The sequence below is a fragment of the Wolbachia endosymbiont of Culex quinquefasciatus Pel genome, from assembly GCF_000073005.1.
Classification (GTDB): Bacteria; Pseudomonadota; Alphaproteobacteria; order Rickettsiales; family Anaplasmataceae; genus Wolbachia.
This window is the reverse complement of sequence record NC_010981.1, coordinates 1,212,984-1,226,799: the sequence shown is the minus strand read 5'-3', so window position 1 is coordinate 1,226,799 and position 13,816 is coordinate 1,212,984. Positions and strand designations below refer to the sequence as shown.

Genomic DNA, 13,816 nt, shown 5'->3' with positions numbered 1-13,816 from the left:
TTTAATAGTTTAAAGAAATTCTCTCTTTTCTTCTTCTATATTAAATTCTTTACAAAAATCAGTAGATAAGTCCACACCTTCCCAAGAAAATCCACCATCACTTTCTAACTTTTTACCAAAATGCCCATAGCAGGCTGTACGTTTATATATAGGACGATTAAGTGATAAATGTCTTATTATGCCTTTAGTTGATAAATCTATGTTACCTTCAATAAACCCTTTAATCCTCTCTTCATCTATTGTATTCGTGCCAAATGTATCAATGTAAAATGAAGTAGGTTTTGAGACACCAATTGCATAAGAAAGCTGCACAAGACAACGTTCAGCTAAACCTGCAAAGACAATATTTTTAGCAAGGTATCTCGCCATATAAGCTGCGGATCTATCAACTTTTGTTGCATCTTTTCCAGAAAACGCTCCTCCACCGTGTGGAATATAGCCTCCATAAGTATCAACCATAATTTTTCGTCCGGTTAATCCACAATCACCAACTGGTCCACCAATAACAAATCTACCTGTTGGATTGACTAAGAGATTTTCTTTAGGGCACATCCACCCTTTAGGTAAAGATGAAGCTATGTAAGGATAAATTATTTCCTTCACTTTCGATTGACTCAGATCCTCAAGATGCTGTATTGAAACAACAATACTTTCAGCACGCACTGGAAGGTTATTCTCATACGCCAAAGTGATTTGCGATTTTGCATCCGGACCAAGCTTTACCTCTTTGACCATACTCATGATATTTCTCAGAATCGAGTGTGCATAAAAAATGGGTGCTGGCATGAGGCTTTCTGTCTCTATTGTTGCATAGCCATACATTATGCCCTGATCCCCAGCACCTTGATCCACACCTATTGCAATGTCATTTGATTGTTCATGTAGTAATATATTTACTTTCACTGTTTCCCAGTGGAAACCATCATGCTCATAACCAATATCTTTTATTGTATTCCGTACAATACTTTCAATCTTGCTATTTTCAATGTTCGGCCCAAATACTTCCCCAGCTATAATAACATTATCTTTAGTAACTAAAGTCTCTATTGCAGTACGAGAGGAAGAGTCATTAAAAAGGTATTCGTCAAGTATTGCATCTGAAATCTGGTCTGCTACTTTGTCTGGATGACCGGCTGCTACTGATTCACTGGTTACTGAATTCTTATGTAAAACCATCGTTTAGTTACACGATATCAAAACTATTGCAAATTTAAATGGTGGGTCTGGGAAGAGTTGAACCTCCGACCTCACGCTTATCAGGCGTGCGCTCTAACCACCTGAGCTACAGACCCGTATCTATTCAAGCCAAGGCTTGCATATCATCTGTAGGCACAACATCAATAAACGTTTTTTTATTTGCTGATTTTCTAAAACTCACCCAGCCTTTCGTTTTAGCAAAAATCGTATGATCTTTACCCATACCAACATTCTTTCCAGGATGAAATTTTGTACCTCTTTGACGTACAATTATGTTACCTGGAATAACCTCACCATTCTTCTTTATCCCGAGTCGACGCCCTGCCGAATCTCTACCATTACAGGAACTACCACCTGATTTTTTAGTTGCCATATCTTACCTCTTACTTTTGAAGACTAATTTCATTGATACGAAGAACAGTAATATACTGCCTATGACCATTTTTCCTACGGTAATTTTTTCTTCTCTTTTTCTTAAAGATTATAATTTTTTTATCTCTACACTGCTCCAGTACTTCAGCTTTAACAACAGCATTAGATGAACAAGATAAGCCATTGTTTGAAACACAAATCACTTTATTGATTTCCACTTCCTCTTTTTCTTCAGCTTGTAATCTTTCTACTTTAATTATGCTGCCTTTTTTTACTAAATACTGCTTTCCACCAGTTTCGATTACTGCAAACATGACAAATATCAATTATTGTTATTAACACTAATCGTAAATGATGTTACACATACTGTCAATATAAATAAAAACATGAAATACTTCTACCTTTATCTGCTTTTCCTCGTGGAGAGTAGTCAAGTTTTAAAACTTGACTACTCTCAAATTCTCTTAGTCTCATGAAAACTTTACGACGTTAATAAAAACTCAAGCTTTCACTAAAAACATTCAATCGGAGCTTATAAATTAAAACTCATTCCAAGTTCAAACCCATGAGAAAAATTACTGAACTTGTGAAGTTTATAGCCAGCGAAAACATTCGTTCTCTCAGAAAGTGGAAGATTAATACCAGCACCTATCTGGTAGGAAAAAAATCCTTCTTGTTTTTGAGACATTGCAATAATGCCTCCTGTGCCAAAAGTAATATAAGGAGTAATATCCGTACTTTCAAATTGATGATGATAATGAAGCTTTGCCATAAGTCCCACCTCTAGTCCAGTAAGGTTATACTGACTATTGAGAGTAGGTTTAACTACAGAACCAACCGAAATTTTAACACTATCTGTATAATGATAGCCAAGATCAACATTAGCACCAACCCCACCTGAAAAGGAAGTGTAGATTCTATCTTTAATCCAATCAACTCCAAAAGATGGTGCTGACAAAGAACAGCAGATAACCAAAGTAAGTAATTTTTTCATTTTCACCCTCTAACCATGAATATACGCATATATACTCACAGAAAAGTTAAAAATCACATAACTTACATAATAAAATCGGAATCACTTTCTTAGCTACTTGCCTTTCTCTTGCAATTGCCAAACTTCTCTTTGTCACATTTTGTTACCTACCGCAATCATCATTTTAGCCTATATCACTTGCTTTTTTTCAACAAAAATTCAAACCAGACTTCACTAAAAACATTCAATCGGAGCTTACAAATTAAAACTCATTCCAAATTCAACCCCATGCGAAAGTTCATGAAACTTCTGCAGCTTGTAGCCAGCAAAAACACTTGTTCTCTCAGAAAGTGGAAGATTAATACCAGAACCTATTTGATAAGAAAAAAATTCTTCTACGTCTGGCCCTTGATTTTCTGAAAGAGGAATTTTAGCAACTCCTCCTACACCAAAAGTAACATAAGGAGTAATATCTGTATTTTCAAATTTATAATGATAATGAAGCTTTGTCATAAGTCCCGCGTCTAAAATCCCTTCACTCATAACAAGTTTAACTGCAGGACCAAATGAAATTTTAATGCTATCTGTACAATGATAGCCAAGATCATAATTAATACCAAGCATACCATACGACGAAGAGGTGTAGGTTCTATCTTTAACCCAATCAACTCCAAAAGACGGTGCTGACAAAGAACAGCAAGCCAAGAAAGTAAGTAACTTTTTCATTTTTATCCTCCAAAGATTAATATATGCATATACAAGCATATAAATATTAAAAATAGTATAAATTGCAAGTAAAAAATTGGAATTATTTTATTTTTTTTGTTATTTGTCTTTCTCTTGCAATTGCAAATTGGCATATCTTTCACTATCTGCTGCAATCATCATTTGAGTCTACATCACTTACTTTCACTTCAATATAATTTCCCACTAGCCTTTACTAAAAATATTCAATCAGAGTTTATAAATTAAAACTCACTCCTAGCTCAATTCCATGGAAAATTTTATGAAACCTTTGCAATTTGTAGCCAGCAAAAACACTTGTTCTTTCAGAAAGTGGAAGATTAATACCAGAACCTATTTGATAAGAAAAAAATTCATCATTGACTACAGCTTTGAAAGCCTCTCCAAGTAGAGCACTTATGTTTTCACCTATACTATCAGCTCTACCTACATTAGGTTTAGCCTTCATTGTACGCACTATAACAGCACCAACACCAGCAGTAATATAAGGAGTAATACCCGTATTTTCAAATTTATGATGATAATGAAGCTTTGCCATAAGCCCCACCACTGCTCCAAATTCTTCATCAAGAGTAGGTTTGATTAGAGAATTAATAATAGGTTTGATTACATAGCCAACTGAAATTTTAACGCTATCTGTATAGTGAAAACCAACGTCATAATTAACACCAAGTCGGCTATATGATAAAGAAGTATAGATTCTATCTTTAATCCAATCAACTCCAAAAGATGGTACTGAAAGAGAACAACAAACCAACAAGGTAAATAATTTTTTCATTTTTATCTAAGATCTCAGCATATGCATATATAAGCATAACCATCAAGAAAAAAATTGGAATTATTTTATTTTCTTAGTTATTTGCCTTTCTCTTGCAATTGCAAGACTTTTCTCTGGCACATCCTCTACTATAACGCTACCTGCTGCAACTAGAGAGTCATCATGAACATTAAGCGGTGCAATGAGTGAGCTATTGGCACCAATAAAACAATTGCTTCCAATATTTGTTTTATGTTTCTTTTTCCCATCATAATTACAAATAACGGTACCTGCACCTATGTTACTCCCCTGCCCTACCTGAGTATTTCCTATATAACTTAAGTGCTTTATCTTAGTATTTATACCTATATCACTTGCTTTTGTTTCAACAAAATTACCTATGATTGCACCATCACCTATTGTTGTATTTTCACATTTGGCAAATGGACCAACCCTAACACCAGATCCTATTTTTACTCCAGGACCAAAAAAAACGTATGGGTAAACAATCGAATCCATACCAATTTGCGTATCAAGAGAGAAGAAAACAGTTTCTGGAGCAACAAGTGTTACTCCAGAGTTAGTGAAAAACTTTCTTTTTTCTTCTTGAAAGTAAAACTCGGCCGTTGCAAGGTCATTCCTATTATTTATGCCAGTTGCCTCCTCCTCATCAGCAATAACATAGCCGACATTTAAATTACTCTTTACTGCAATGGAAACGATATCGGTCAAGTAATATTCATGAGCTTGGTTATTACACTCTATTTTCTCCACCAATTCACGTAGATTCTTTTCACGTGCAACCATTATTCCGGCATTAGCAAAATCATTATTTCTACCATTTTGTGCTTCTACGATTTCTCTTAGGGAACCGTTCTCAATAATTAGTCTACCGTATCCTTTATTATTAGTTTTAAACCCAAGACAAACTAAAGCATTGCTCTCTCCTAAGCAGCTTATCATTTTAGTTATTGTGCTGCTTTTTATTAGTGGAGTATCCCCATACTGCACAACAACTATATCTGACAATTCTTTCAGGTTCCTCATTGCAATTTTGACTGCATCTCCCGTGCCGAGCGTTGACTCTTGTGTAATTAGTTTTATACCCTCAAAGCATTTCAGCCTTTGAGTTAAAGGCAAATCGACTACAATAACTATTTTTTCAGGATTCAGCTGCTTTGCATTGTAAATGACATGCTCAAGCATGGAGAAATTACCTATTTTGTGCAGAACCTTAGGCAAGCTTGAATTCATTCGTTCACTATGCCCAGCAGCAAGTACAACAAATGTATAAGATTTATTTGTCACTTATCTTAAAGACGAAAAATGAAAACCATAATGGTTGAGCCAACTAACTCTATTGTCGTAAAAGCTCCTTAGATCACTAATTTGATATTTCAGCATTGCTAGCCTTTCTATACCAATCCCAAATGCAAAGCCACTGTATTTAGTATGGTCTATTCCAACATTTTTAAAGACATTTGGATGCACCATACCACATCCAAGTACTTCAATCCATTTACTATCTTTATAGCTTATGTCCACTTCCGCAGAAGGTTCAGTAAAAGGGAAAAAACTATTACGAAAGCGTATTCTTAGACCCTTATCTCCGAAAAATTTACTAAGGAAGCAATGAATAGTAAATTTTAATTGGCCCATATTGACATTTTCATTAACATAAAGTCCTTCTATCTGATGAAACATAGGAGTGTGAGTTGCATCAAAGTCATTTCTGTATACCCTGCCTGCAGCCACTATTTTAATTGGAAAAGTTTTTGTCTTTTCCATGGTTCTAATCTGCACAGATGAGGTATGAGTGCGCAGCACCATTCTTTTATCATTTATTTTATTCCTTAAATAGAAGGTATCTTGCTCCTCTCGTGCAGGGTGGTGACTTGGAGTATTTAATGCATCAAATACGTGAAATTCATCTTCAATATCAGGACCATCAACTGCTTTAAAGCCCATATGCGCAAAAATGAGCTTCACTTCACTTATAACTTTACTGAGTGGATGAATCTTGCCAATTCTTTCTGGTCTGACAGGCAGTGTGATATCAACTGCTTCATTTTGCAGTTTTAACTTAACTTCTTTATCTTTCAGTTCATTTTCTTTGCTTGTTATAAGCTGGTCTATCTTATTGCGTAAAACATTAATCACTGCACCTAGGTCGCGTTTCTCTCCTGCATCATCTATATTCTTTAAGTCATCGAAATAAGCTTTTACTACACCCTTTCTCCCCAAGTATGACAACCTAACTTTTTCTAAATCCTTCAAAGAAGCAGCATTTTCAATCTCAGAAACTGCCTTATCTTCAAGTAAAGGTATTTCACTTATTAGCTCTTTATTCACCTTAAAAACGCTAGCTTAAACTTTCATTATAGTGCAATCTTTAATATCATCAATAAAACTATTTGGATAAAAAGTTATCATCAGAGTAGCTGATCTCTATGATGGTATCATTAAAATTGCCCCTATCCGAGTGTTTCCTTCTTCTGTCATTCCAGTGCTCCGACACTGGAATCCAGCCTTTACTTAACAATAAAAACTTAGCATAACTTTCGTGCTCAAAAAATTCCTGAATTCCAGCATCAAGTGCTATCTCTATAGGACTACTAACTAATCCAGAATATTAAAAAATTCACCAAGCGAAAAAAAGGCAAAAGAATCCCCCAGTAGTGAGTTTTGACCCTATAATAATGTAAATCGGCATTGTAATAATGTGCTAACGCTTATTTTAAGCGCATTTTGGCTGAATGTAGAAAAAATAAAAAAGACATGCAGCCGCTATAATTTTATGTAATCTGCCAATATATACCTGAGTTTTTTACTGAATTTTGTTGTTAAATCTGCAGAGATTAAAAACAAGGATAAATACTCTTATTGATATGATAAGAAGATTGATGAGATTTGTAAAGTAACTTTTTCTGCTCTTATTGAATCCAACACGCTACTATTATGTAAGAGTGCTATAATTATTAATTTATTGACTAATTATGTTTTTTATTTCACTCTACATTAAAAAATTTACTCATGCATAGTAGTAACATAGAAACTAAGAAAAAATACGAAATTGAGGGTTTACCTAAGTTTTTTAAGGATAGATCTAAAGAAATAAGTAAAGCATTTTCTAATGAAGTGCTGGAGATTAGCACCATTCGCTCAAAAAATATTACAAGTGATACGCAAGAGTTTTCATTTAAGCTCAAGCTACTGACAGAGGTAAACCCTAATACAATATTACCTCAAATAAAACATTTGATTGACTTTTTTGAAACCAGCCTTTCTCAGGAGAAAAACTTCACAGCCAATATAAAAGTAGCAAAAGAAAGTGAAGAATTATATAATAACTACCATAAAGCTAATAAAACTGTAGAAGAATTCATAAATAATGCTCCAATTCAAATCCTCATGCAGGGCATAACGATAACGCTACAAACAAACGTTAAAAACATCAACCTCAATAGCTTGCAACAAATCGAGATATTCTTGAATAAGCAGCTAAAACATGTAGAAAAAGCCAAAAGTGAGGAGCAAAGTCAAGATACATTACAAATAGAAGAAACTGAAAATAAAAACGAAAATGTGATTGAAAAAAGAAACACGCAAGATAAACAAATTGTGCAAGGTTCGTTTGGCTACAATATAGCAAGTAACAGAAAGCAAATTACACGTGCACCAGTAATTGTTGCTACAATGCATGAAAATATTTCCTGGTTTAGGTCTCTTTTTCAGCCATTCAATTTTTTTAATACGGCACAATTCTTTTTCCCACAACTGCCCAAATTTTCTATACAGAGTAACAATATGCCACCTGGTGTTATTCCAGCACTTGACCAAGAAGAGAAAGAACCAGTGTCAGCCACTCGGATAACAGAGGGTAGTATAGGAAATTTAGTCCCTCAAGAAACAGAGCGGGATATAGGTCAAACCAGGTCGCACACAGATTATTTTAAAACTAACAGAAAAAAGAAGTCAAAAAAGCAAGCTCAAGAACTATCAGAAGAAGAAAAACAATCTATCGTAAAACAAGCTCAAAATGATGCTAGAGTAGCTATGATAGATAACCAGATTGAGCGTAGAGAAAAAAAACTCGATGAAATATTTATTGAAGTGATGAATGGATATAAAAATCAAGACCCAGAGACATTTCACAATATTTTCAACTTAATATTTAATATTGTTTACTTTCAAGATAAACAATTACATGAAGTATTAGAATCAGATGAGATATCAGAAGTGCTAGAGGTACTCAAAAGGCCACAACCTCCTAATAACTCACTTCTAGGTAAAGAATACTTACAAAAGCAAGTATATAGAAAAACAGTGCAATTGCTCAAATTAGTTTCGGGCATTCCTATACAATCTTCTCCACAGCCTCGAAATATTTCTCATGAAATTTTGCCAAGCAAAGCTGTAGAACATTTACCAAAAACAAATGAAGCTAAAACTCGATTGCCTACTAATATTGGGCTCAAATCACCATTAAAAACTGTATTTTCCTCGAAAGAGACTTATCTTTGTCTATTTTTAGTAGCAGCTTCTATATCAGCACTCTGGCTATGGCACTTGCCGCTGGGAAAAGTGTCAATTTTAAAGGAATTGGTGCCAACAGAAAAAAGGAAAAGTATCGGTCTAACATTAAACATAGGGTTACCGATATTAATTACACTGTGCGTTTTGAACCTGGCTTACTTTCTATATTCTGAATATTCTGTAGAATCTATTGAGCAGATAAGTGAAAAAGATCTTCCTTTGCACATCTAACAAATAAGATCTTTTGTGATATAATTATTTATTTTATTGCATGTTTAAAGGAATTATCCAAGATATTGGCACTATAACTGATATCACTATCCACCCTAACTCTGATCAAATCTTCCATATTGAGACACAAAATTTATCCTCTATAAACAAAGGAGATTCAATATCCTGCTCCGGAGTGTGTTTAACTGTTGTCGACATAATGAGCAATGTATTCACAGTTCAAGTATCTCAAGAAACTATGAAGGTTTCTAACTTAAATATGTGGAAAATAGGAAAAAAAATAAACCTAGAACAAGCAATGAAACTGAGTGACAGAATTGACGGCCACTTGGTTCAGGGTCATGTGGATGACACAACAGAAATTTTAACAATCAATCAAAATTTAGAATCTCATGAAATCAGACTATCATGCCCACAAGAATTAATTAAATTTATTACAAAAAAAGGTTCTGTAACGCTAGATGGAGTTTCCCTTACAGTAAATTCAGTTGTCGATCAAGAATTCACTGTGAATATAATTCCCTATACATGGAAAAACACAACTTTTCAGCATAATAAAACAGGTAATTACCTAAATTTAGAAGTTGATATGATTGCCCGGTACTTAGACCAGCTGATAAAATATCAATACAATTAATTTTACAACTTTGTTATTTACAACTATTATATCTTGAAAATCATATAGATACAAAATATGTTTTTCGATAGCCTAATTATCTTTATTATTGTCTTGTGTGTAATAATATCGATAACTAGAGGTTTTATAAAAGAGCTATGTGCATTAATGTTCTTGCTCTTATCAGTCTTTTTGACAGCTAGTTACTATGATTTTTTTATTATAAATTATAGTAAGTATTTTAACTCTAAAGTTACACAAAACATACTTTCTACAATCTCTGTATTTATTATACTTAATCTTACATTCATGACAATGAATAACTGGCTAATGTACATATTATCACCTATAAGGTTGGGATTAATGGATAGAGTTACTGGAATCTTTGTCGGAGCACTCAGAGGAATATTGCTTTCTTATGTACTATTTTTTGCTGTGCACTTATATTGCCACACAGTATATGATAAAAAAGAGGGAGAGTCTAAAATAGACGCAGAAGACATATTGCCCAATTGGATAATAAATTCACACTCTTATCAGGCTTTATTTGTGACAACAGAAGAAGTAATTAACATGTATGTACCAGAGTCATTGATACTAAAAATAAAAGAGATTGGTGAGGAAATGGTTGATCAAGAAAAACCTCAAAACAATAAAGAAAAGTGAGTGTTGATTTTCTATAGCTAAACTAGCCTAGACAGCTATTATCCACAGCAGTGCGCCATAGGTTACCAATTCCTATTACTAATCAAACAAAACTGCAAACATTGACGAATAAGTAAATCATCAAAAAAATTTAAATGTATAATTTTAGTTCATCAATGTAATAAAACAAAACTTTTTTAGTGAGTTCAAAATCTTCTAAGGTATTTCCTTCACATCTTGCTGTTATGCAGTTTTGCGTATTTGATACTCTAAGAAGCCACCAACCTTTATCATCAGTTACCTTAATTCCATCAAGCTCTGAAAATACAATGTTTTGCTGCTTTAGTGTCTCCTTGATTGATTCAATTATTTGAAATTTTTTCTCATCCTTCACCACAATTTTCACTTCATGAGTGATATATAACTTTGGTAAATCTTCAATCGCCTCAGATAGGCTTTGGTTTTTCTTAAGTAAAATGTCAATGGCTTTAATAGCAGAATATAGTCCATCATCAAAACCCAGCTCAGAAAAGAAAAAATGCCCACTCAGTTCACCGGCAAACTTGGCCCCTTCTTCTACCATCTTTTTCTTAACTAGTGAGTGTCCAGTGGCACAGGTAATTATTTGTCCTCCTAATTTGCTAACGAAATCATGCACTTTCATACTCATTTTTACGTTGGCAATAACTTTGCTTTTTGGGTATTCCGCCAATACTTCACGTGAAAAAATCATAAACAAGTGATCATTGGAAACAACATTACCTTTATTATCAATCAAGCGTACCCTATCACCATCACCATCAAGTGCAATACCAAGATCACATTTATCTTTCTTGACAATACTGATTAACTGAGCAAGATTTTTTTCTTCTATGGGATCTGGGTCATGCAGTGGAAACGTCCCATCTATAGAGTTATTGGTTATGATGTGTATATGACTTGGTAAAACTTTTTCAATATACCTTACAATTGTTGGACTATTGCCAAAATCCCAAGCTATTTTTAGTTTTTGTGTAGCGTTATTCTTGAGCGCATTTTTTAATATGTTAACGTACTCACTATATATATTCGTGTTAATTAAGCTTCCAATTTTCGTGCTGTTTTTAATTGTATTGCCTATAATTTCCTTCATTTCTTGATCTGAGTAAACTTTTTTACTACTGAAAAATTTAAAGCCGTTATATTCTCTGGGATTATGAGAAGCAGTGATCATAATCCCAAGATCTGCCTGCATTGTTGCAGCGTAGAGCATAGGTGAAGAACAGAGCCCAACGCGTATAACATTCGCACCGGATAAAATCAAGCCTCTGATTAATTCTTTTTCTATGCTTGGTGAATCTATCCTGCTGTCATAGCCTACACAAACGTTAGCTGCAGTTTGACCAAATTTTCTGCCTATTTCATACCCATCACTGATCTGCAGGTCTCTGCCTACCACACCTCTAATATCGTATTTTCTTATAATAGTATTGTCCATACTGCACTTCTTGGAGTGGTTAATATATAACATTCCCGCCAAATACTCAAGTTTATTTAACTATAAGATTAGTTGATTTTTTAAGAAAATATGCTAATATTATAATATAGTTCTCTAAAAATAAAAATTATGACAAAAGAAAATTTACTTGTAACTGAAAATCAAGGTCTAGATTTAGATGAGCAGAAGAAAAATGATATTTTAAGTTTCATTAAATCTTGCAAAAATTTTCAGGATTTTATCAGAAAACTAGAAGAAGAAAATTTAATCTGGTACTTTATCAGCCCTTTACGCAAAGATGAAAACGTTAAAGAACAGATAAATTTAAAGTGGGAAAATGAGTTTCAAAAGTTTGAGCAATCAATAACTGCAGCACATAAAAAATTCGCAGAATCTCTACCAAGTGAAAATTTCTTAGTATATACAACAAAAGATAATGACTTTCAAATTAGGTTTAAAAATAAAGAAAAACCAATAGAGATTAGCACCCTTTTAAGAGCCAGTGACGAAGGCAAGGTTTATAACCTATCTTTAGGGAAAGATAGTCAAATAACTGCAACCAAAAAAGGCAGCGAAAGGCACTATGATTTTACTGGTTCAAGCTCATGTGAGATGACCATTAACTGGCAAGCTAAGGATTCTAAAGGCAATAGCATAGATTGTAGCATGACTGTAGAAGTAAATTCTAAGGGCATAAAAAGAGTGATTGGTGAACCAAAATTTGGAGGAATAACGAGTTCAGAAGAAGCATTAAAATTAGTTGAGCAGAATAAAGAAGTTTTTATCAATGGCAAAACTCTATATCAAACTTTCACTGACATGGTCAAAAGTGTGAACAATCAGCAAACACCAGCAGAGGAAACATTTACAAAAGATTCACCACAGTCAGCTACACCAAGTAGCAGTGGATATTCTTCTCTTAATACACCTTCTTCACGCAGAAGTTCTTTGTCTATTAGTAGTGAATTTAATGGTGAAGATGAAATATTTGAGAGTGATACGTTTAGTGATGAAGAAGAGAACAAACAAGAAGGAAATGAGTTAGAGGAAGAAAACACATATCTCAAGAAGGAAAACGCGGAGTTAAAAAGCCGTAATACGAAGATAACAGAAGAAGGTGAAGCAGAAGCAAGTCAATTAATCGAGGAAAAGCAAGATTTGGCAAAAGAAGTCACAAGACTTAAAGATGAATTGAAAAGAAAGGAAAAAGAGTTAGCTGAAAAGGATAAAGAGATAGATCGATTAGCACAAAAAGTAACCGTACTAGAACAAAGTCAAAAAGATAAAAATGCTAGAATAAAAGATTTAATTAATCAATTGAAAGATAAAGAAAGTGAGATTCAGTCAACAAATAGAATAAATGCGGAACTACAGGAAAAATTTAAGCAAAGTGAAGCTAAGTTAAGTACACTAGAAAAAAAGAATACAAATTTTGAAAATGATCTCAAGAAAATATTGGTAGAAGGTTCACAAGATAATCACGAAAAGCAGTTTGTAGAACAATGGATGGAAGCAAAAAATGAAAACGAAAAATTGACTGATAAAGTAAATCAATTAGCTGAAGAATTAAATCAACTGCAAAAAGAAAAGGGAAATTTAGAAAGGGAAATTTGGCAACTTAAATCTGGAAGATCACTTGCGGATGAGTTCAGTGAAGTAAATGCGAAAGTAGCTACTTCAACTCAAACTGAAGTTGAATATGAAAGTAGAAGAATCCAGGCAAGTGATCACGAAACTACAGTTCCTAAAACACAAGACCAAGGTACACAAGCTGCGGATAAATCTTCAAGCAAAAGAATTAGTAAATTAGGAAAGGAAAATAAAAGTTTGGCTAGGGACAAACTAATGATATCTGAACAATTAAAACAAAAAACAAAAGAGATTGATGAGTTAAAGAAAAATTTAAAACAATTACAAGAAGAAAACACACAACTAAGACAAAAAGCTACTAAAGGTACAGGTGTTGATGCATCATCTTCAACAGATCAAAAAAAGACTAAGGAAGAAGAAGCTCGAACAAACATACCACAAAACATTATGGATTGGCCTGTTCCAATTCCGAATGATAAACCGGAAAAACAGCAAACTCCATTAGAACCAACTAAGGTCAATACAGAACTATCAAATCCAAACACAGTTCCTGCTAAGACTACGGAAAAATCTACCCCTTTAGGATGATGAGTTTTTACTTCAACTATAGCTAATCCAAACGAGATATTATATTGCAATAATCACTAATTTTCTGTGCTTTCAAAAAAACACATCAAG

13 protein-coding genes and 1 tRNA gene are annotated in these 13,816 nt (G+C 33.7%); 4 read left to right on the top strand and 10 right to left on the bottom strand.

The window, feature by feature from the left end:
* Window positions 1-9: 9 nt before the first annotated feature.
* The 9 genes from metK to pheS form a co-directional block, all read right to left on the bottom strand.
* Window positions 10-1,176, bottom strand: a complete 1,167-nt coding sequence (gene metK, locus WP_RS05710; RefSeq protein ID WP_007302511.1) for a methionine adenosyltransferase — start codon at window positions 1,174-1,176, stop codon at window positions 10-12.
* Between the two features lie 39 nt (window positions 1,177-1,215).
* Window positions 1,216-1,292: transfer RNA gene (locus tag WP_RS05705), tRNA-Ile, on the bottom strand.
* 8 nt (window positions 1,293-1,300) lie between these two features.
* Window positions 1,301-1,570 carry a 50S ribosomal protein L27 gene (rpmA, locus tag WP_RS05700; protein WP_006012184.1) on the bottom strand — a complete coding sequence of 90 codons (270 nt, stop codon included), beginning with the start codon at window positions 1,568-1,570 and terminating at the stop codon, window positions 1,301-1,303.
* 10 nt (window positions 1,571-1,580) lie between these two features.
* Complete coding sequence (gene rplU / locus WP_RS05695) at window positions 1,581-1,883, bottom strand: 50S ribosomal protein L21 (RefSeq protein WP_007302510.1); 303 nt, start codon at window positions 1,881-1,883, stop codon at window positions 1,581-1,583.
* 218 nt (window positions 1,884-2,101) lie between these two features.
* Window positions 2,102-2,563 carry an outer membrane beta-barrel protein gene (locus WP_RS05690; protein ID WP_007302509.1) on the bottom strand — a complete coding sequence of 154 codons (462 nt, stop codon included), beginning with the start codon at window positions 2,561-2,563 and terminating at the stop codon, window positions 2,102-2,104.
* Window positions 2,564-2,797: 234 nt separating this feature from the next.
* Window positions 2,798-3,268, bottom strand: a complete 471-nt coding sequence (locus tag WP_RS05685) for a P44/Msp2 family outer membrane protein (protein WP_007302508.1) — start codon at window positions 3,266-3,268, stop codon at window positions 2,798-2,800.
* Window positions 3,269-3,503: 235 nt separating this feature from the next.
* Window positions 3,504-4,064, bottom strand: coding sequence for a P44/Msp2 family outer membrane protein (locus WP_RS05680; RefSeq protein WP_007302507.1), 561 nt, complete (start codon window positions 4,062-4,064; stop codon window positions 3,504-3,506).
* Window positions 4,065-4,124: 60 nt separating this feature from the next.
* Window positions 4,125-5,351 carry an NTP transferase domain-containing protein gene (locus WP_RS05675; protein ID WP_012481996.1) on the bottom strand — a complete coding sequence of 409 codons (1,227 nt, stop codon included), beginning with the start codon at window positions 5,349-5,351 and terminating at the stop codon, window positions 4,125-4,127.
* Window positions 5,352-6,395, bottom strand: a complete 1,044-nt coding sequence (gene pheS, locus WP_RS05670; protein WP_007302505.1) for a phenylalanine--tRNA ligase subunit alpha — start codon at window positions 6,393-6,395, stop codon at window positions 5,352-5,354.
* Between the two features lie 681 nt (window positions 6,396-7,076).
* Between pheS and WP_RS05665 the strand changes: the two genes are divergently transcribed.
* From WP_RS05665 to WP_RS05655, 3 genes are read left to right on the top strand one after another with little or no spacing between them, the layout of a single operon-like run.
* On the top strand, window positions 7,077-8,810 hold the full coding sequence (locus WP_RS05665; protein ID WP_007302504.1) for a hypothetical protein: 1,734 nt from the start codon (window positions 7,077-7,079) through the stop codon (window positions 8,808-8,810).
* A 40-nt stretch (window positions 8,811-8,850) separates the two neighbouring features.
* The gene (locus WP_RS05660) at window positions 8,851-9,447 is read left to right on the top strand and encodes a riboflavin synthase (RefSeq protein WP_007302503.1); all 597 of its coding nucleotides are present in this window, start codon (window positions 8,851-8,853) and stop codon (window positions 9,445-9,447) included.
* Between the two features lie 57 nt (window positions 9,448-9,504).
* Window positions 9,505-10,092, top strand: a complete 588-nt coding sequence (locus tag WP_RS05655) for a CvpA family protein (protein WP_007302502.1) — start codon at window positions 9,505-9,507, stop codon at window positions 10,090-10,092.
* 130 nt (window positions 10,093-10,222) lie between these two features.
* Here the strand turns inward: WP_RS05655 and WP_RS05650 are convergent, their stop codons facing one another.
* On the bottom strand, window positions 10,223-11,548 hold the full coding sequence (locus WP_RS05650) for a phosphomannomutase/phosphoglucomutase (RefSeq protein ID WP_029237536.1): 1,326 nt from the start codon (window positions 11,546-11,548) through the stop codon (window positions 10,223-10,225).
* Window positions 11,549-11,677: 129 nt separating this feature from the next.
* Between WP_RS05650 and WP_RS05645 the strand changes: the two genes are divergently transcribed.
* Window positions 11,678-13,726: a coiled-coil domain-containing protein gene (locus WP_RS05645; protein WP_007302500.1), complete on the top strand. Its 2,049-nt coding sequence runs from the start codon at window positions 11,678-11,680 to the stop codon at window positions 13,724-13,726.
* The last annotated feature ends 90 nt before the right edge of the window (window positions 13,727-13,816 follow it).